This window comes from Streptomyces venezuelae (genome assembly GCF_008642315.1).
GTDB classification, from domain to species: Bacteria; Actinomycetota; Actinomycetes; order Streptomycetales; family Streptomycetaceae; genus Streptomyces; species Streptomyces venezuelae_D.
On the sequence record NZ_CP029192.1, the window covers coordinates 7,057,547 to 7,076,893 of the forward strand.

Sequence of the window (19,347 nt, forward strand, 5' to 3'; positions counted from 1 at the left end):
TTACGCCATCGTCACGAACCGCTGGATCAGCGAGGCGAGGAGCACCGCGAGCAGCGGCAGCGAGAACCAGAAGCTCCCCTGCAGCCACCGCTGCTGCCGTACGCTCGGCGCCGCCGCGACCCGCACCAGCTCGCGCGCCCCGAGCAGCAGGACGAGCGCCACCGCGGCGAGCCCGCCCACGACCGACCACGGTGTCCATGTCACCTTCGGCCCCGCAGGGCCGGGGTCGGGCTTCGCGGCCCTGCCGTCCGGCTGCTCGCTCAGGGTGTAGAGGGTGGCGTCGGCGTTGGAGAAGACCTTCTTGAGGTCCTTGCGGCCGTCCAGGTGGTGGAGGAGTCGCGGCTCCCACGACGTCGAGTAGCCGGCGTCCAGTTGCAGATAGGTCGTCTGGCTGCGGTTGATCATCAGATACGAGTTGGGGCCCGCGTCCTTGAGTGCCTTCACCAGGCCCGACACCAGGACCGGGTCGGCGGGCGCGAGCGTGGGAACGTACTCCATCCGCTCCATGTCGCGGGCGCCCCACGGCATCGACGGGGTGACGTTCTCGACCGTGTCGTCGCTCATCCAGAGGAGCCGCGCCGTCGGGTCGTCGTGCTCGTACATGTACTCCATCGCCGCGACCTCGCCGGGCCGGATCCGTTCGAAGGGCTCGTTGCCCCAGCGGGCCACCAGGAACCCGCCCATCAGGACGAGCCCGGCCATCAGCGCGGCCAGCGGCGCGAGGCTCACCCGGTCGCGGTCGCGCTCGTCCGGGGTGATCCCCGCGCGCGGGAACAGCGCGAGACCGGCGAGCAGGGCGGCGCCCGGCAGCGCGAACATGAAGACGCGCAGGGCCATCTCGCCGCCGTACGACTGCATGCCGAAGCCCAGGAACGGCACGAAGGTCAGGACGAGCAGCGAGCGCTCGCTGTACTTGTTGAAGTGCCGCCGCCACCAGCCCCAGCACGCGAACGCCAGCACGGCGCCCGCCATCGCGACGCGCACGTACAGCACCAGCTGGTGCGACGAACTGCCGCCCTCGATGCGCCCGGACACCGACGACGACACGTTGCCGCCGACGCCGCCGACCCCGCCGAACAGCTCGTCGAAATGGCCCGACCAGTACGGTTCGGCGAGGAAGCCGAGCCAGACGACGACGAGCACGCCGAACAGGATCGGCAGCCCGCGCAGCTCGGAGCGGCCGACCAGGACGAGCGCCGCCAGGACGCCGAGCATCACGAACGGCGTGAGCTGGTGGGTGGGGACCGTCGCGGCGAAGAGGCCCATGAGGACCAGGAGCAGCACGGCGCGCTCCCTGCGGCCCGCTGGCTCGACCTCGGTCTCGCCGGGCCGCCGCTTGGCCCACAGCACGCGCGGCGCACGGAACCACACCAGCAGCACGGCGACGAACGCGAGGTAGAGCAGGAACGTGAAGCCCTGCGGCGAGAAGTAGTCCTGCCCCACCCAGCCGCTCAGGACGAAGATCCACAGGCCCGTCCACTTGGCGCGCCAGGATGCGCGCAGGGAGCGCACGAGCAGGAACATCGGTGCCAGGCAGAGCAGTTGGATGACCGTCGGCCACCAGCGGATCACCTCGGTCAGGTCCGAGACGCCGCACGCCTTCGCGACGAACGCGGCCGCGGCGAAGAACCCGGGCCAGCTCCAGCGCGCGTCCAGATCCGGCACCGCGGTGCCCGTCCTGTCGATGTACTCCAGGAAGCCCAGGTGCTGCCAGGCCGTGGCGAACCGCGGCTCGCTCTCGATGACGGCGGGCAGCGCGTGCAGCGACACCACGGTCGCCAGCAGGGTGAGCAGGAGGAGGCTCTTGATCGGCCGGTCCATCCAGAGCAGCGCGGCGAACACGACGACCAGGAGCGCGGCGCCGACCAGCGTCGGCGTCGGCAGCACGGAGATCAGCCCGAGCCCGCCCATGTCGTCCAGGTCCTGCTCGCCGAGGCGGAGGGCGGGCAGCCAGTAGAGGGCGAGCGCGGCGGCGAGGAGCAGCGCCATGACGAGCACGTGGCGGCGGGGGGCGCGCGCTTCGGACGGCGGGGGTTCCTTGAGCGCCGCGGGTTCCGCGGGCTCCTGGGGCTCCACGTGTTCCGCGGGCTCCTGGGGCTCCACGTGTTCCGCGGGCTCCAGGGGCTCCACGGGTTCCGCAGCCTCTACGGGCTCCGCGGGCGTCGGCGCGTACGAGGGCTCTTGCGGTGCCTCGTGCGGTGCCTCGTGCGGTGCCTCGTCCGCCACCGGGCCGGCGGGGGATCTCAGCGCCCAGGTCGGCCGGTGCTCCATGTCGTCCCCCTCGCTCCGCGCCGCGGACGCCGTGAAGACGGGCGTGCCCGCGGCAGGCGTGCCAGGACCCGGCCGCACGTCCGGCCGCCGCTCCTGGTGGTCGAAGTCCAGTTGCACGGCGAGCTGGAGGGTGGGCGAGTCGAGCGACTCGCGCAACGCCCACGCGGGCCCGTGCCGCTCCTTGTGCGCCCTGCCCCCGGCGCCGGTTTCGCCCCCCGCCGCCACGGCCCGGACCTGCAAGGTGGGCGCGTCCGGCGTCCCCAGGTCGGCCAGGTCCCCGTCCGGAGCCGCGCGTTCGGCACCGGCCGAGGGCGCCGCCCGCACCACGCGGTACAGCTTCGGCGCCGCGACGGCCACGATCACGGCCAGGCTGGAGATCTCCGCGATGCCCGCGCCGGTCAGCCCCATGCGCGGCAGCAGGAGCAGCGTGAGCCCGAGCACCAGGACGCAGAGCAGGCCCTGGAGCCAGGCGATGCCCGAGGTCTTGCTCTGCGCGCGCTGCACCGCGAAGTACGTCTCCATGACGACCCGCAGCAGCGCCCCCACCGCGAACCAGCGCAGCAGGGGAGTGGCCGCGTCCGCGTACCCCTGCCCGAACATGCTCAGGATCAGCGGCGCCGCGAGGAACAGGACCCCGCACACCGGCAGCATGATCGTCGCCATCCGCCGCAGCGCGGCGCGGGTGTTGGCGGCGAGCAGCGCGGGGTCGTGCGCGCCCTCCACGGTCAGTGAGGCGCCCATGTTGATGGCGAGGAGGTTGACGGTGCCGCCGATGGTGGTGGTGATGTAGAAGTACGCGTTGTCGACGGAGCTGACCTGCGAGGCGACGATGACCGGGACGAGGTAGACCACGGCGAGCGAGAAGAGCGAGCCGGTGTAGTCGCCGGCCAGGAAGTGGCCGATCTCGCGCAGCGTCGGCGGGTGCGCCTTTCCGTCGGTGGCCTTCACGTGCCGCGGCACCAGGCGCCGGAAGACCAGCCAGCCGAGCGGGACGACCGACACGAGGATCGAGGCGACCCAGGAGACGAAGACTCCGGCGGTGGGGATCGCCGCGGCCATCGCGATGAGCAGGCCCAGCTTGGCGACCGAGAAGACGGTGTTGCCGACGGGCACCCAGAGCGCGCTGCGCAGCCCGGTCAGGACGCCGTCCTGCAGCGTCAGCACCGACCAGGCCACGACGGCGAGTATGAAGCCGATGCCGTGGACGGGCCCGTGCAGGAAGCGGTACGAGGGTCCCCACAGGTCGAGCGTGAGCAGGAAGAGGGCGGCGGCGAGCGCCACCGCCACCGAACTGCCCGCGTACGTACGGAAGATGAGCTTGCCCGTGGCGCGTCCCGCGATGGGGATGAACCGTGCGAGGGCGCCCGTCAGCGTCACGGCGGTGAGCCCCGCGAGGAGCTTCATCGCCGCGATCGCCGCCGATCCCTGGCCGACCGCCGACTCCGAGTAGTAGCGGGCGGCCGCGAGCCAGAAGCCGACGCCGAGCACGCCGGAGATGCCGGTGTTGAGCATCAGCGCGTACGCGTTGCGGAACAGCGGGCTGCTGCCGCCGCCCCGGCCCGGCAGGCGCATTCTGCGGGGCCCGCCGGACGTACCGGCCGGCGCCCGCTTGCCGGAGTCCCCGGAACCGGAGACGCCGGTGTGGGCCGTGGTCGTGTCAGACACGGGAACCGATCGCCCTCCGGCGGACTTGTCGGGCTCTGCGGACCAGGGCGTACCCCTTGGTCATGGCGCGGTCCCCGGCGAAGGCGCGGCCGATCGCGCGGCCCGCCACCAGGCGCTCGAACTCCTCGGCCCCGGTGGTGCGGCGCACGGTGACGCGCCGCAGGGCGTACGGCCCCTGGGCGCGGCGGGCCAGGCCGTTGCCGACGGCGAGCGCCTGCCGGAACCCGGTCTCGCGCACCCGCTCACGGACCCGCCGGCTGGAGTAGCCGTAGGGGTACGCGAACGACACGGGCCGGGTGCCCAGCTGGTCGGAGACGATGTCGCGGCAGCGCCGCAGCTCGTACCGGAGCGTGCCCTCGTCGAGCTGGTCGAGCTCCGGGTGCGTGTGGCTGTGCCCGCCGATCTCCGCTCCGTCGGCGGCGAGTTCGCGCACCTGGTCCCAGTCGAGCATGCGGTCCAGGCCGCCCCCGGTGTCGTACTCGCCGCGCAGCCAGCCGGTGGAGACGAACAGCGTCGACGCGAAGCCGTGCTTGGCGAGCACGGGCAGCGCGTACCGGTGCACGCCCTCGTAGCCGTCGTCGAAGGTGATCAGGACGGGCCGCTCGGGCAGCGGTCTTCCCGGTGACCGCCAGGCGGCGGCCAGCCGGGCGGTCGTGAGCGGCGTGAAGCCCTGCTCGCCGAGCACCTCCATCTGGCGTGCGAAGGCGTCGGGGGACACCGACAGCGCGTGGGTCGCGGCGCTCGGCACGCGCGCCACGGAGTGGTACATCAGGATCGGCACGGCCTCCGTGCTCATGCGGCAGCCCCCTCGCCACCCGTGCTCCGCACGTCCCCGGCACGCCCGTCGACGGCGCCGATCGGTCCTGCCGAGAACGCGGCGCCTCCCCTGCGCGCACGGACGCTCCCGAGTACGTACCCTCCCGTCGCGGCGAACACTCCCGCCACGATGGCGCCCGCGCGCCCCGCGCCGCCCGGCCGTCCGAGCACCGCGTCGCGCAGCGCGCGGCCGACGCCGGAGGGCAGCACGCGCGTGGTGTACCGGCGTTCGGATTCGAGGCCCTTCGACGCGCCGACGCTGCGGGCGACGAGCGCCTTGGAGAGGCCTTCCGCGTACGTCCTCGTACGGAAGTAGCCGAACCGTTCCCGCGCGGCCGGCACCCGGTGGTGGATCACCGAGCGGTCGTCGATGAGCAGGACCGCGTCCGGGACCGCGCGGGCGAGACGGATGCAGAACTCCGTCTCCTCGCAGCCCAGCGGGCGCTTGTCGCCGTCGCGCCCGATGCCCGTGGCGAAGCCGCCCGCCGCGTCGAACGCGGTGCGCCGGAACGAGGCGTTGCCGCCGAGGACGTTGCGCACCCGCACCCGGCCGCGGGGGAGTCCCCGGTACGTACAGCCGACGACCCAGTCGAACTCCTCGGGGAACCAGACGGGCCGCCTGCCGGACTCCCAGGCGGGCAGGGTGCGGCCGCCGACGGCGAGGACCCGCGGGTCCTCGAACCCCTCGGCGAAGTACCGCAGCCAGTCCCGTTCGGCGACGGCGTCGTCGTCGAGGAAGGCGATGACGTCGCCGCGGGCCGCGGCGATCCCGGTGTTGCGGCCCGCCGAGAGGCCGCGGGGGCCCGCGTTGGCGAGCACCCGCACGTCCCCGGCATCCCCGGTGGCCTCGTACGCGCCGTACTCCTTGGTGAGCCGTTCCAGGAGCGTGGGGTTGTGGTCGACCACGAGGAGCGTCTCCCGGGCCATCAGCGACTGTGCGCGGACGGAGGAGACCGCCGCGAGGATGTCCTCCCAGCGGTCCTCCGTGTACACGCAGACGACGACGGAGATCTCCGTGCTCAAGACGCCTCTCCCCGTCCCGCGGGGACGGGCAGGGCGCGGGCTGCCTTGCGCCGCCCGCCGCGTCTGTCGCGGTTGGAGCGCTCCGAGAGGATCACCTTCAGTACGCGGATGCCGTCGCGGACGGCCCTGAGGTTGCTGGTGCCGTGGATGCGCAGGTACTCGTGGCTCGGGATCTCCTGGACCTTGAGCCCCGCCTTGACGACCCGGATGTTCATCAGGGTCTCGACCTCGAAGCCGGTGCAGTCGAGCTCGATCTTGTCGAGGCAGTGCCGCCAGAAGGCGTTGTAGCCGTAGCACAGGTCGGTGTAGCGGGCCCCGAACTTGGTGTTCACGACGGAGCACAGGACGTGGTTGCCGAGCTTGCGGATCGGCGTCATGTCGTCCGTGCCGCCGCCGTTGGCGAAGCGGGAGCCCTTGGCGAAGTCCGCGCCCGAGACGAGGGCGGAGACGTAGGAGACGATCTCCTGGCCGTCGGCCGAGCCGTCGGCGTCGACCATCACGATGATGTCGCCCGTGCACGCGGCGAAGCCGGTGATCAGCGCGTCGCCCTTGCCCTTGCCGAGCTGGCGGACGACCTTCACGTCCGGCCACAGGTCCCGGGCCACGGCCACCGTGTCGTCGGTGGAGTTGCCGTCCACGAGGACGACCTCATGGATCCAGTCGGGCAGTGTCTTGAAGACGTACGGAAGGTTCTCCGCTTCGTTCATGGCGGGTATGACCACACTGACGGGCGGTGTGATCGCCAAGTGCGTGGAGATCGGACGGTAGTTTACGGAGATCTCTTTCAACGGGTCTTGTCCGGCATCTGCCGGGCGCACAAACGAACTCATGAGTCCGGTGGTCCCTCTCGTCCGGTGGATCGCCCGCCCCCGGGCGGTCCGGCAATTGATCCGGTTCGAAAGGGGGGTTCACACTTGAGCATGACGAAATGGATCTCCGTGCATGCCGAGTGAGCTGGCATAGCGCGGGACGTGACTCGGCCGAAGAGCGGTCACCGAGCACGGCACCCCCCTACCGCGCCCCGCTCGGGTGCCACCGCGATCCTGAGCCCTCCCCCGGATCGCATTGCGTGATGGACCGTTGCGGGTGGATGTACGACGGTATTGATGATTGAGACTGTATGGCAAGACCTGGAACGTGGTCCCACGTTTCACATGATTTGAGTAATCTGTGCGATCACATTCGGACTGCCTTATTCCTTGCCCGTAGATCGAAATTTCCCGCCCCTGGATCGCATTCGACCCAGCTGCTTGAGCATTTTGTCGGCCGGTTCGAAGAATTCCGGTCGTGATTGCACAGTGTTCCGCAGCGCCTTGACCGGTGCGCGTCGCGCGAGGTGTCCGAACGCCACCGGATGGCGCAGCGCCACCCAGCCCTCGGAGACGGTGAGATCACGGGTCTTGAGGGATTCCTTGTACGCCTTGTGGCCGCGGCCGAGGTCGAGGTACGCGATGCCGTCGGCCGCCGCGGCCTCGGCCATGCGCAGATGCAGGACGAGACCGGGCGAGTACTTGGCGAACGCCGGGTCGTACGCGGGGAACCAGCAGGCGAGGACCCGTTCGGAGCGCAGCCCGAAGTGCGCGGCGACCGGCGCGTCCCCGGCGTAGAGGACCGAGAGGAGGCCGGCGAACGAGTCGGAGCGGGTGTGGAAGAGCCGGCGCACCAGATGGGTGATCCACGGGTGTGCGAAGCGGTCGCTGCGGCCGGTCCTGCGGTACTGCGCGGACTTCCAGCCCATCAGCGTGGCCAGGACCGCGGGGTCGCGCTCGTCGTGCACGTAGCGGACCGGGCCGTGATCGCGGCCGAGTCTGCGCTCCTTGGCCAGTGTGGTGCGAGTGAACTTCGGTGCGCGCGAGCGAAGTTGGCCCAGATACGCCTCATAGCCCCGGTCGACGTCCATGACGGGCGACGGAAACGAGCCGGACGCGCTCGCCTCGAACGGCGCCTGCCCGCCCACCAGGTGATCGAACTCCCACACCGACAGACCGCAGGCCCGCAGCAGGTCCCGCGCGTCCCAGTCGAAGCCCGGCCGGTGGACCAGGCCCTGGCAGTCCGAGACGCCGAGCCCGACGGCGCGGCCGACACCGGCGACGGACCGCTGGAAGGGCAGGAACGCGGTCCGCTCGCTCTCCTCGCGCACGACGGCGATCCGCACCCCGCGCCGCTCGTGCCCGATCGCGAGTGCGAATTCGGGGGAGAGGAAGGGGTTGGCGAGCTCGGGCGAGCCGTCGAGGTGCGCCTTGGACTGCAGTGCGGTCCACGCCGCCCGGTCGGCCGCGGTGAGTTCGCCGGGGCGGTGCACGGTGATGTTCACGTCAGGAGGCCCACCTCTTCGCCGCGCGGTCGCGCAGCCGCCGTCCCGCTGTCAGGAGGAGGACGAGCGAGCTGACTGCCGTGACCGCGACGACACCTCCGCGCACCGACCACACGTGCAGCGCCAGCATCCCCTGCGCGACGAGCAGGTTGACGGCCAGCGCCCCGGACGCGGAGACCACGGCCCGGCCCCACGGGGTGAGGGCGCGCAGCGCGGCGCCGATCGCGGCGCCCGGCGCGGCGAGCAGGAAGAAGAGGGTGAACGGGCCGCGCAGCGGCGAGCTCAGGTCGACGAGCGCGAGCACCGCGCCGACCGCGCCCACGGCGACGGCCGCCCCGGCGAGCAGCGGCAGCAGGTCCTTCTCCGTGCCCTGTCCGGTCTGTTGGCCCGTGTCTGCCGACACGGCCTTGATCCTGATGGTCTGCATTGGTGACTTTGCCCCCCGACGCACCGGATGCCGGGCCTCAATGTCGCGCAGCCCCCGGCGGCTAGTCAAGATGCGGAGGGAGTGTGCAGATGTTCCCCGCCACACCCCTTCGCGGTAGATGAACTTCCCACGTGGGAAAGGGAATTGTTGAGGAATTCATTGACATGGACACTATCGGCGGCCGGGTGAGCGGTGCTACCACGGTCGAGGCAGAAATCCTGCTAAGGGAGGTTCCATGAAATTGTCCCGAATCACGGCATACATGTCCTCGCTCCTCCTTGCGGCCGCCTTCGCGCTCACCGGCGCGGCAGCGGCTCACGCGGACCAGTCGACCGACCGGGCCGCCGCCACCGGCTATGTGGCCCTCGGCGACTCCTACTCATCGGGTGTCGGCGCGGGGAGCTACGACGGCGGAAGCGGCGACTGCAAGCGCAGCACCCGCGCCTACCCCGCGCTGTGGGCGGCTGCCCATTCACCCTCCAGCTTCAACTTCACGGCTTGCTCGGGCGCTCGTACGGGTGATGTTCTGGCGAACCAGCTGGGCCCGCTCGGCAGCGGCACCGGACTCGTCTCGATCTCCATCGGCGGCAACGACGCGGGCTTCGCCGACGTCATGACGACCTGCGTGCTGCAGTCCGAGAGCAACTGCGTCGCCCGCGTCAACAAGGCGCGCCAGTACGTGGACTCCACGCTCCCGGGCAACCTCGACAAGGTGTACGACGCGATCAGCGCGAAGGCCCCCGCCGCCCGCGTCGTCGTGCTCGGCTACCCCCGCTTCTACAAGCTGAACGGCAGCTGTCTCGCCGGCCTCTCCGAGCGCGAGCGTGCCGCCATCAACGACGCCTCCGACTACCTCAACACCGCCGTCGCCAAGCGGGCCGCCGACCACGGCTTCGCGTTCGGCAGCGTCACGTCGGCCTTCTCCGGGCACGAGATCTGCTCGGGCAGCCCGTGGCTGCACAGCGTGAACTGGACCAACATCGGCGAGTCCTACCACCCCACCGCCGCCGGCCAGTCCGGTGGCTACCTCCCGGTGTTCACCGCGGCGGCCTGACCCCCGCCCGCTTCACCCGCTCAACCGTTCGGCGTGTAGGAGGCCCCGCCCGTCGGGGTCTCCTGCTCACACGTCACCGTGTACGCGACCGAGTTCGACGTCGCCGAGACCGGCTTGCGCACCTGGACGTGGATCGAGTTCTCGTACGTCCCGCCGCCCTGGTCGTACGCGGTCTCCACGTGGTTCACCTGCCGGGTCTTCCCGCCGCCCGAGGAGAAGGACAGCGTCTTCCAGCCCGGATCGCCGGACTCGCCCGACGCCGTGACCCAGCGGTACTCGACCGTGGCGGGGACGCGCCCCACCGTGAACGTCGCGGTGAACGACGGCGCCTGACCTGCCGCCGGCGGGCACGCCCCCTCGTACTGCGTGTGGGCGCCCACGACCTGCACCTTCACGCTCTGGGCAGGTGGTTTCGTGGTGCCGCCGTTGCCGCCGCCACTGCCGTTGTTCCCGGTGCTCCCGCCGTTGTTGCCACCGTCTCCGCCGTTCCCGCCGTTGCCCCCGCTGCCGCCGCCCGTGGAGCCCCCGTCGTCCTTCCCGCCCGTGGACCCGCCCGACCCGCCGTCCTTGTCGCCGGTGGACCCGGTGGCCCCCGCTCCGTTGTTCTGGCTCCCCTTGGAGCCGCCGTCCCCGCCGTCGTCGTCCCGGCCCACCAGGGCGTACGTGATGCCGCCCAGGGCCAGCGCCAGCGCGACGAGCCCCGCCACCAGGGCGACCCTCGCGCGACGGTCCCGGCGCGGTTCGTCCGCCTGGGTGCCGACCACGGTGGCCGGTCCCGGCGGCGGTACGGGGTAGGAGGCGGGCGGCGTCGGCTCGGAGGGCGGCCGCTCGGCCGTGGTCGTCGGCAGGTACGGGAACGCCGCCTCCGTGTGCGGCGTGCCGCCCCCGGCCACGATCCGCAGATCGCGCTCGGCCACGGCGGCGGACATCCGCTCGTCCGGGTTCTTGCGGAGCAGCCCCTCGATGACCGACGTGAGAGGACCGGCGCGGCGGGCGGGCGGCAACTCCTCGTCCACCACCGCGCGCAGCGTGCTCAACGGCGTGTCCTGACGGAAGGGCGAGCTGCCCTCCACCGCGGCGTACAGCAGCACACCGAGCGACCACAGGTCGGACGCGGGCCCCGGACGCTGCCCCAACGCCCGCTCCGGGGCGAGGAATTCGGGCGACCCGACGACCTCGCCGGTCATCGTCAGCGCGGAACTCCCCTCGACCAGCGCGATCCCGAAGTCCGTCAGGACGACACGGCCGTCGTTCGCGATCAGTACGTTGCCGGGCTTCACGTCGCGGTGCAGGACACCGGCGTCGTGGGCGGCGCGCAGGGCGCCGAGAATCTCGGCGCCGATCTCCGCGGTCCGCTGCGGGGTCAGCGCGCCCTCCGCCTCCAGCACGTCGGAGAGGGACAGGCCGCGCACCAGCTCCATGACGATCCAGGGGCGGCCGTGCTCGCTCGCGACGTCGTAGACCGTCACCACGTTCCGGTGCGGGATGCGGGCGGCCGCCCACGCCTCCCGCTCCAGGCGCACGTACAGCCGGTCCACCTCGGGCGCCGGGAGCCCGGCGGGGGCGCGCACCTCCTTGACGGCCACCTCGCGGCCGAGCACCTCGTCCCTGGCACGCCACACGGTGCCCATGCCGCCCTCGCCCAACGGGGCAAGGAGGCGGTACCGCCCGGCGATCACGCGCTCTGGCCGGCTCACGGGCGCCCCCCATCTGCAGCGGTGCGATTCTCCACAAAAGTAGCTCAACCGAGCGCCGTTGCAGCCCCCTTGAACACCAATCCGCATCCAAGGGCGAGAACCACGCAGGCCGAACCGAGCGGCAGGAACCGCCGGGTGCCCCGGCGCACCCACTCCGGCCCCGCGCGCCGCCCCGCGAACGACCCCACGCGCACGACGAGGAATCCGGCGGCCGTCAGCGTGGCGGCGAGCCCCGCCCCGTACGCCACCACGAGCAGCAGCCCGAACCACGCCTCGCCGAGAGCGGCGGCGCCGACGAGCACGACGACGGCGGAGGGGCTCGGCACCAGACCCCCGGCGAAACCGAGGAAGAGCGTGCCGCGAAGGCTGGTTCCGGGGGAGCGGTGGTCGTGCGTGTGGTGGTGGCCGTGGCTGTGGGAGTGCGTGTGGTCGTGGTCGTGCGCGTGACCGTGGTCGTGGTCCGTCCCGCGCCGTCGCTGCCACGCCCTGCGTACGAGCAGCACGCCCGCCCCCGTGACGAGCAGCCCGCTGACCACGCCGAGCCAGGCGACCACCGAAGGACCCGCGGCGGAGCCCCCGCTCACCAGCAGGCCGAGGGCGAGCACGCCCAGGGTGTGCGTGACGGTCACGGACGCGGCGAGCGGCAGCACGTCGCGTACGGAGGCACGGCCGCGGGCGGCGGCGGTGGCGGCCATGAGGGTCTTCCCGTGGCCCGGCGCGAGCGCGTGCAGGGCGCCGAGGAGCACGGCGGTGCCGAGGGCGAGCGCCGCGAAGGCCGGGGTGAGCGGATGCCGGCCGACGAGGCCGGTGAGGGCCCGCGCCCAGCGGTCGGCACCACGGGGCAGCACGGAAGCCACGCCGCTCTCCGGTTCCGCGGGGCGGTCGTCCGCGAGGGCGGGGCCGCCCGGCGTGATCCGCAGTGACGCGGACGCGGTGTCGGGCGGGGCGGCGAGCAGCCGCTTCGGGTAGCGGGTGAGGCGCTGCGACGCGGAGGTCTCCGGCACGTCGGAGCGGGTGAGGGCCATCCGGTCGCCGCGGGCGGTGATCTCCCGCCAGCCGGTGCCGTCCCGCGCGCCGCTCCGGAACCCGACGCTCACCCGGTCCTTCCGCGGCAGGGGAGCGGTGAGGGTGCATTCGACGCGGAGGGTGTCGAGCCCCGCCTGGCCGGGACGGACGCGGGCCCGCGCGGCGCGCACCGTCAGCTCCGCGTCCCGTCCGGAGACGGTGACGCGGGCGTCGTCGGCGGCGGCCCGGCAGCGCTGCTCCGCCCAGGCGGCGCGGCCGGTCTCGCGGATGCGCGGGGCGGCCTGGGCGGCGGGGATCTCGGCGAGGTCCTCCACGTGCTCGACCGTCAGCTTCCCCGGCGCGGCGACGAGTCCGTCGTACCGGCTGACGGTGAAGTTGCCCAGCGGGTGCGCGTGCGCGGTCCCGCCGAGGCCGCCGAGCGCGACGACCACCCCGAGCACGAGGCAGACCCAGAACCCCCACAGCTTGCGGCGCCTCACGACGCGTCACCTCCGAGCGACCGCAGCGCCTCCCGCGCCTCGCGCGCACCCACCGGCGAGAAACCGGGGTTCAGACGCAGGGCCGACGTCAGCGACCCGCGCGCCGCCGCCTCGTCCCCGACGGCCCGCTCGATCATCCCGCGGTGATAGCGGAACGCCGCCTCCTTGAACCCCGTGGCGGTGGCGCGTCGCGCGTACCTGAGCGCCTCCTCGTCCCGCCCGTTCACGTGCAATGCCCAGCCGAGCGCGTCCGCCGTGTGCACGGTCCTGCGCCGCTCCCACTCGGCGCGCGCCGCCCGCAGCGCCTCCGCCCTGTCCCCGTGGTCGGCCTCGGCGAGAGCCGTGTCCAGGTCGGGGTCGACCCCGTTGGCCCGGGCCAGCGCGGCCCACACGTCCACGAGGCGGTACTGCTCACGGGCCCGCCCCAGGTCGCCCTTCGCCTCGTAGAGCTCGCCGAGCGCCACCAGGGGACCGGGCAGCGGCTGCCGTCCGACGACGTCCCGCAGCCCGGCCAGCGCCGCGGCCGTCCCGCCCCGCGCCGCCCGCGCCCGGGCCCGGCACTCCAGGGCGGGCAGATACGTGGAGTCGGCGCGCAGCGCGGCCCCGCAGTGGCGCAGCGCGGCCTTGTACTCGCCTTGCCGCCACGCCAGTTGCCCGAGGGAGGTCGCCACGTACGCGACGTCGCCGGGCGCGGTCGCCCCGTCGAGTGCCCGCTCCAGGACGCGCCGCGCCGACGCCGTGTCGCCGCGCAGCTCACGTACGTACGCGTACCGCGTGAAGACGGGGACGCCGGGCCGCCGCTCGTCCGCCTCGTCGGCCGCGCGGGACGCCGCGCCGTAGCGCCCGAGTTCGACGAGGGCGTCGATGCGGGTGGCCAGGGCCCGTTCGCTGTACGGGTTCTCGGCTAGGGCGGCCTCGGCGTGGCGCAGTGCGCCACGGAAGTCGTGCCGGGCGGCGGCGACGGCGGCGCGCCCCGCGAGCGCCGCGTCGTAGCCGGGGCGCAGCTCCAGCGAGCGGTCCAGGGCGCGGTCGGCGGCGCGGTAGAGGGCGGGGTCGCCGCGCGTGCGGGCCTGCTCGACGTAGGCCGTGCCGAGCGTGGCCCAGGACGTGAAGTCCTTCGGCTGCTCGCGCAGCCTGGTGCGGAGCGCCTCCACGCCCCGGTCGAGGTCGCCGCCGCGCAGACCGTCGAGCGGCGCCGCGGGCCCGACCGCGGCGGGCGTCGAGCGCCCCGCCCCGTCGTCGCCCGGGCCGCCGCCGACGACGAGGGCGCCCGAGGTGAGCGCGAGGGCCAGCGCGACGACGGCCACCGCGCTCCGTACGGAGATGCGTGCCATGGAGAGGGCCAATCCTTCGAAGGAGCGGAAGCAGAGCGGGACAGGAGGGGAGAGGCGCGGCCCGCAGGGGGATGTGGTGCGGACCGCGCCCGTTCGGGGAGGAGCCGTGAGGAGGCCCGGTACGGGCCCGAGGGGATCAGAGGACCCCGCCGGCCCCCCGCCTCCGCGCCCGCCACCACGCGAGCCCGAGCCCGACGAGCAGCACACCCGCGGCTCCGGCCGCCGCGGAGGCGATCAGCACCGCGTCGGACCCGCCGGACCCGTCGGACGACGGGGCCCGGACCTCCGACCCGCCCCCGAGCGCCCCGCGCATCGAGGTGTTGTCGCCGCCGCCCTTGGCCGCCGGAGCGTGCGTCGGTGACGTGGGCAGCGCCAGGTACGGGAACGCCTTGCCGAACGCCCGGTCGTTCGCGTCCACCGCGTCGCCCAAGTCGTTCTTGGCGCCGACGAGTTCACCCGCGACGGCCTGCAGCTCGATGTCGACGACGTCGTCGGCGAGCCGCCGCCCGTTCGGGAATCCCGCGGTGTCCCCGTCGAGGACGCCGAGCCGCTTGGGGTCGGCCGACGGCTTGATGGAGGTGTTGAGCCGCAGGGCCTCCGCCGGGCGCACGTTCGGCGGCTGGTTGAGGTCCTTCACGCCGGTCAGGAAGACGGAGACCAGGTCCTTCCTGGGCTCGGCCGGTGCCTTGATGCCGTAGACCTTCTCCAGCAGCTTCGGCAGCTCGGGCTTCTGCACGTACGGCAGGAAGTCCGCGTCGTTCCACGGTGAGGACGCGTTGAACTTGTCCTTGTCCTTCAGCGGCACCACGAGCTCGTTGACCAGCGGGTTGCCGAGCCGCGACACCTGCGTGTAGCCGCCCTTGGCGTTCTTGCGCTGGGTCGTCGACCAGACGCCGACCGTCGGCTGCTTCTCCGACTGGCGTATCTCGGCGGTCGGGACCTGGAGCGCGACCGAGTTCACGCTGTACCCCTTGAGGGTGTCGTCGCCGACCTGCGAGAGGTCGCCCCCGTACAGCGAGTCGAACACCTGCAGGTCGAGGAAGAACGGGTCGTCGGCCTGCCCCACGTACGACGTGCCGCCGCCCGCGACCTTCCGCACCGCCTGGTCGCGGAGCTTCTTGTAGTCGGGCATCGAGGCGTCGCCCACCCGCGACGGCGCGACCGGCAGGTCGTTCGCGAGCTTCTTGGTGGAGACGACCTTCTGGTCCTTCAGCTTCAGCAGGTCGATGTCGTACGTCTGCGTGAAGTTGAGGTCGGGGTCGTCGAGGCTCGTCACCTGGCCGGTGTTGTAAAGGAAGGTGTTGCCGTTCTTGACCTTGCTGTCGAACGTCCAGCGATAGAGCAGATCGCCCTGTGCGTCGCCGTCGCTGTCGATGTGGATGTCGTACTGGGCGTCCTCAGGGAAGGGGTAGAAGTTGGGCCCGCCCGCGGGCTCCTCGAACGGGGTCCAGTTCGCCACGAGGGTCGTGGTGTCCGGCTTGTCGGGGCTGACGAACGCGTACACGTCCGTGTTGTCGTACTGGGGCTGACCCGAGATCAGCGGGGCCTCCCGGTGGCTGGAGGCCCGCGCCGAGCCCGGCTCCAGCGCACTCGCCCCGGCGGCTGCGAGCCCCCCGGCGGCGAGTGCGCCGCAGACCAGCGCGGCGAGGCCGCGACGCCCCTGCCGGCTCCTGGCATGTGCTGTCATCGCATCCGTCCTTGCGTGTCCGATGCACCTGGTCCGACCCGGCCGACTGGTGCGCACGGGTCGACTGACACAGGCCATTCGGGGCCGCCGCACGGGCGGATTGGCGCGGGTTTCCATCCGCCCCGGGCCCCCGCGCCGAATGCCGGGCAGCCGCACGAGCGGCCGTCAGGTGTCGGGGGACGGGGGAGCGGATGGAAGCGGACGAACTGCTGCCGAGGGTGGCGAAGGGAGACCAGGAGGCGTTCGAGGAGCTGTACGGACTGGTGTCGGGGCAGGTGTTCGGCCTGGTGCGCAGAGTCCTGCGCGACCACGCGCAGTCCGAGGAGGTGGCGCAGGAGGTGCTCGTCGAACTCTGGCGCTCCGCTCCCCGCTTCGACCCGGCGCGCGGCCGCGCCCTGCCGTGGATCCTCACGCTGGCGCACCGCAGGGCGGTGGACCGGGTGCGCAGCGTGCGGGCGGCGGCCGACCGGGAGGCGCGTGCGGCGCGGCACGGCGAGGGCCCCGCCTTCGACCAGGTCGCCGAGGCGGTCGAGGCGGGTCTTGAGCGCGAGTCGGTGCGCGGCTGTCTCGGCAGCCTCACCGAGCTCCAGCGCCAGGCGGTCGTGCTCGCCTATTACGACGGCCGCACCTACCGCGAGGTGGCCCGGCACCTCTGCGTGCCGCTGGGCACGGTCAAGACCCGCATGCGGGACGGGCTGCTGCGGCTGCGGGACTGCCTGGAGGCCGTCCTGTGAGGCCGCCCCGTGACGGAGGGCGTGGGGGCCGAGGGGGTGGGAGGCCCGCCGTACGCCTGGCGTGCGCGGCCTCCGCCCCGGCGCCGCCCGCCGCGCGGGGACGGGGGCGGGCTGCCGTACGCCGAACGCCCCGGGCGGGGGCCGTCGGGCGTACGTGCCCGAGTCGGTCCCTTATCCCCGTCTCTGTCACCGTCGACGCGCCACAAGGGGCGGAAACCGCACGTGAGATAGCCCACGTCCGGGTCCTCCCGCAGGCGCGGGACGGCCGGGCCGGGCCCGCACCGGCAGGGCGATCGGGCTCCCTCCGACCCACTGTCGAACCCTTTGTCCAACTCGCCCTGGAATCAGTTGGATTCGGAGAGTAATCGTCAACCTCCTTACGGGGTAGGTGAATCCTGTGACCGGGATACACGCGTGTACCGATGGGGCGATAGGGTTAACCTGCCCTGGGCCGGGTGCCCTCGTACGGGTGGGGAGTGACATGGAACAGATAACAGTGCGCAGCAGGGCGCGTGTCCCTGCGATCACTTGTGGCAGCAGCGCGAGCAGCTCGCGTCTCGATCGTCACCTCTCGGTGCTGGGCGGCCCCGCCGTCCCGCAGCGTGAGGCGCACGAGGCGACGTTGCTGATGCGTGAGCTGACCTCACGTGACGCCGCGCACGCCCGCAGCAGCAGGGGTGCCCGAGTGAGCCGTGTCTCGCTCTTCGCGCCGCTGCGCCGGTTGCGGCGTTCGCTGTTCGGCGGACGCTGACCGCGGGTGGTCCCCGGGACTGAACCGCCGCTCCGCGGCGGATCTTTCCCCCCACTCCGCTCCGCTCCGTAGTCACCCATCGCCCCCCGCACGCATCACCCGTGCCGTGTGCACCCGTCACACCGCAAGGTTTCAGCCAGAACCGCATCGACCGCCGGGCCGAATCGCCCAAACTCCCCCGGTCGGTGCGGTTTTGCTGTACTTGCTCCCCTGTCGGTGGTTCAGCGTGGGCCGCGCGCGTAGCGCCGGACGGCGAGCGGGACGCACACCGCTAGCAGCGCGAGCGACCACAGGACCGCCCCCGCCACCGGGTGTGCGACCGGCCATGCCGCGTCCGCCGGGACCGGGGCGTTGCCGAACAGGTCGCGCACCGCCGTCGCCACCGCGCTGATCGGATTCCACTCGGCGACGACACGCAGCCAGGACGGCAGCCCGTCGGTCGGGAGGTACGCGTTCGAGAGCAGCGGCAGCATGAACGTCGCGCTCCCCAGCTGGCCCGCCGCCTCCTCGCTCCGCGACGCGAGCCCGAGCAGGATGCCGACCCAGGTGGTCGCGCACCGGAAGAGCAGCAGAAGCCCGAACGCGCCCGCGGCGGCGAACGGCCCGCCCTCGATCCGCCACCCCATGGCGAGCCCGACGAGCACCAGCGGCACGAGCCCCGCCGCTGTCGTCACCAGATCGGCGAGCGCCTGCCCGAGCGGCACGGCCGCCCTGCTCATCGGCAGCGTCCGCAGCCGGTCCATCACACCCCGGTGGGTGTCCTGGGCGGCGGTGAACATGCCGGTCATGATGCCGTTGGCGGCAGTCGCGACGAGCATCCCGGGCACCAGGAAGGCCCGGTAGTCGGAGCCCGGCATCGCGAGGGCGCTGCCGAAGACGTAGCCGAAGAAGAGCAGGAAGACGATGGGCATGGTCTGGGTCATGACGAGGATCGCGGGGGCGTGCCGGACGCGTTGCAGGTGACGGCCGAGCATGGTGGTGCCGTCGAGGAGGATGGCGCTCATGGGGGAGGCCTCCGGGGGTCGGGAGCCGGGTTTCGTGCCGGGTGTCGTGCCGGGTTTCGGGGGCGGCCGGAAGGCCGGTTCACGCGGTGAGGCGCAGGAAGACGTCGTCCAGAGAGGGCCGCCGCAGGCTCACGTCGACGACGGGCACCCCTGCCGCGTCCAGTTCGCGGACGAGCCGCGGGAGCGTGAGCGCGGGATCGAGGGCGACCACTCCGGCGGTACGGGTCTCCGCGTCGAGCACGGACTCCGCTCCCGTCAACTGGTCGAGGACCACCGCCGCCGCGGGCAGCGCCGCGTCCTCGGCGACGACGACCTCCGCGTAGCTCCCGATGCGCGCCTTGAGCTCCGCGGGCGTGCCGCGGTGGGCTGCGCGGCCCCCGTCGATCAGCACGATGTCGTCGGCCAGCCGATCGGCCTCCTCCAGGTACTGGGTCGTGAGGAGGACCGTCGTGCCCTCGCCGGCCAGCTTCCGCACGGACTCCCAGATGGCGTTCCTGCTGTGCGGGTCCAGGCCCGTGGTGGGCTCGTCGAGGAAGAGCACGGCGGGCCGGGTGATCAGTCCGACCGCGAGGTCCAGGCGGCGCCGCATGCCGCCCGAGTACGTGCGGGCGGCCCGCTCCGCCGCCCCGGTGAGCCCGAACCGCTCCAGGAGCTCGTCGGCGCGGCCGCGCGGCGCCCGCAGCAGGCGGGCGAAGAGGCGCAGGTTCTCGCGGCCCGTCAGATCGCCGTCGACCGACGCGTACTGGCCGATGACGCCGATGTGCCCGCGGACGGCCGCCGCGTCCCGCACCACGTCGTACCCCGCCACCCGTGCGGTCCCGGCATCCGGTGTCTGCAGGGTCGTCAGGACCCGGACCGCCGTGGTCTTGCCCGCGCCGTTGGGCCCGAGGAGCCCGCAGACGGAGCCCTCGGGGATGGCCAGGTCCAGGCCGCGCAGCGCGCTGACGGCGGTGTCGCCGGATCCGAAGCGCTTCTCCAGACCTTCACTAAGTACAGCGTACGTAGAAGTCATGTGCCGCACGGTACCTCACTACGTACGCCGTACGTAACTAACATGGTGGTCGA

14 protein-coding genes and 1 pseudogene are annotated in these 19,347 nt (G+C 72.8%); 3 read left to right on the forward strand and 12 right to left on the reverse strand.

Features of this window, described 5'->3' with window-relative positions; translation table 11 throughout:
- From DEJ48_RS31160 to DEJ48_RS31185, 6 genes are all read right to left on the reverse strand, one after another.
- The gene (locus tag DEJ48_RS31160) at positions 1–3,936 is read right to left on the reverse strand and encodes a lipopolysaccharide biosynthesis protein (protein ID WP_411757501.1); all 3,936 of its coding nucleotides are present in this window, start codon (positions 3,934–3,936) and stop codon (positions 1–3) included.
- Complete coding sequence (locus DEJ48_RS31165) at positions 3,929–4,732, reverse strand: polysaccharide deacetylase family protein (protein ID WP_190537699.1); 804 nt, start codon at positions 4,730–4,732, stop codon at positions 3,929–3,931. The genes DEJ48_RS31160 and DEJ48_RS31165 overlap by 8 nt, the downstream gene beginning before the upstream one ends.
- Entirely contained in the window at positions 4,729–5,775 is a 1,047-nt protein-coding gene (locus DEJ48_RS31170; RefSeq protein WP_150219510.1) for a glycosyltransferase family 2 protein, read from the reverse strand. Before DEJ48_RS31170 ends, DEJ48_RS31165 begins: the two co-directional genes overlap by 4 nt.
- Positions 5,772–6,605, reverse strand: coding sequence for a glycosyltransferase family 2 protein (locus tag DEJ48_RS31175; RefSeq protein ID WP_150219511.1), 834 nt, complete (start codon positions 6,603–6,605; stop codon positions 5,772–5,774). The genes DEJ48_RS31170 and DEJ48_RS31175 overlap by 4 nt, the downstream gene beginning before the upstream one ends.
- 362 nt (positions 6,606–6,967) lie before the next feature.
- Positions 6,968–8,089, reverse strand: coding sequence for a GNAT family N-acetyltransferase (locus tag DEJ48_RS31180; RefSeq protein ID WP_150219512.1), 1,122 nt, complete (start codon positions 8,087–8,089; stop codon positions 6,968–6,970).
- 1 nt (position 8,090) lies between these two features.
- Positions 8,091–8,492: a hypothetical protein gene (locus DEJ48_RS31185; RefSeq protein ID WP_317850940.1), complete on the reverse strand. Its 402-nt coding sequence runs from the start codon at positions 8,490–8,492 to the stop codon at positions 8,091–8,093.
- A gap of 259 nt (positions 8,493–8,751) precedes the next feature.
- On the opposite strand from DEJ48_RS31185, the gene DEJ48_RS31190 reads away from it, so the two are divergent.
- Entirely contained in the window at positions 8,752–9,570 is an 819-nt protein-coding gene (locus DEJ48_RS31190; protein WP_150219513.1) for an SGNH/GDSL hydrolase family protein, read from the forward strand.
- A 20-nt stretch (positions 9,571–9,590) separates the two neighbouring features.
- On the opposite strand, the gene DEJ48_RS31195 is transcribed toward DEJ48_RS31190, so the two are convergent.
- The 4 genes from DEJ48_RS31195 to DEJ48_RS31210 form a co-directional block, all read right to left on the reverse strand.
- The gene (locus DEJ48_RS31195) at positions 9,591–11,201 is read right to left on the reverse strand and encodes a serine/threonine-protein kinase (RefSeq protein WP_411757557.1); all 1,611 of its coding nucleotides are present in this window, start codon (positions 11,199–11,201) and stop codon (positions 9,591–9,593) included.
- A 110-nt stretch (positions 11,202–11,311) separates the two neighbouring features.
- On the reverse strand, positions 11,312–12,733 hold the full coding sequence (locus tag DEJ48_RS31200; RefSeq protein ID WP_223832532.1) for a nickel transporter: 1,422 nt from the start codon (positions 12,731–12,733) through the stop codon (positions 11,312–11,314).
- 35 nt (positions 12,734–12,768) lie between these two features.
- Positions 12,769–14,106, reverse strand: a complete 1,338-nt coding sequence (locus DEJ48_RS31205; protein WP_150219515.1) for a tetratricopeptide repeat protein — start codon at positions 14,104–14,106, stop codon at positions 12,769–12,771.
- Between the two features lie 136 nt (positions 14,107–14,242).
- A complete protein-coding gene (locus DEJ48_RS31210) occupies positions 14,243–15,793 on the reverse strand; it encodes a DUF4331 domain-containing protein (RefSeq protein WP_150219516.1) in 1,551 nt (516 codons plus the stop codon).
- A gap of 182 nt (positions 15,794–15,975) precedes the next feature.
- Here DEJ48_RS31210 and sigK point away from each other — a divergent pair.
- Both sigK and DEJ48_RS31220 read left to right on the forward strand, forming a co-directional pair.
- A pseudogene (gene sigK, locus DEJ48_RS31215) lies at positions 15,976–16,527 on the forward strand (ECF RNA polymerase sigma factor SigK); the annotation flags it as partial.
- A gap of 481 nt (positions 16,528–17,008) precedes the next feature.
- Entirely contained in the window at positions 17,009–17,278 is a 270-nt protein-coding gene (locus DEJ48_RS31220; protein ID WP_150166078.1) for a hypothetical protein, read from the forward strand.
- A gap of 221 nt (positions 17,279–17,499) precedes the next feature.
- On the opposite strand, the gene DEJ48_RS31225 is transcribed toward DEJ48_RS31220, so the two are convergent.
- Positions 17,500–18,282, reverse strand: a complete 783-nt coding sequence (locus tag DEJ48_RS31225) for an ABC transporter permease (protein ID WP_150219518.1) — start codon at positions 18,280–18,282, stop codon at positions 17,500–17,502.
- A gap of 79 nt (positions 18,283–18,361) precedes the next feature.
- Positions 18,362–19,294 (reverse strand): ATP-binding cassette domain-containing protein, encoded by a 933-nt coding sequence (locus DEJ48_RS31230; RefSeq protein ID WP_150219519.1) that lies wholly within the window; start codon positions 19,292–19,294, stop codon positions 18,362–18,364.
- Between the last annotated feature and the right edge of the window lie 53 nt (positions 19,295–19,347).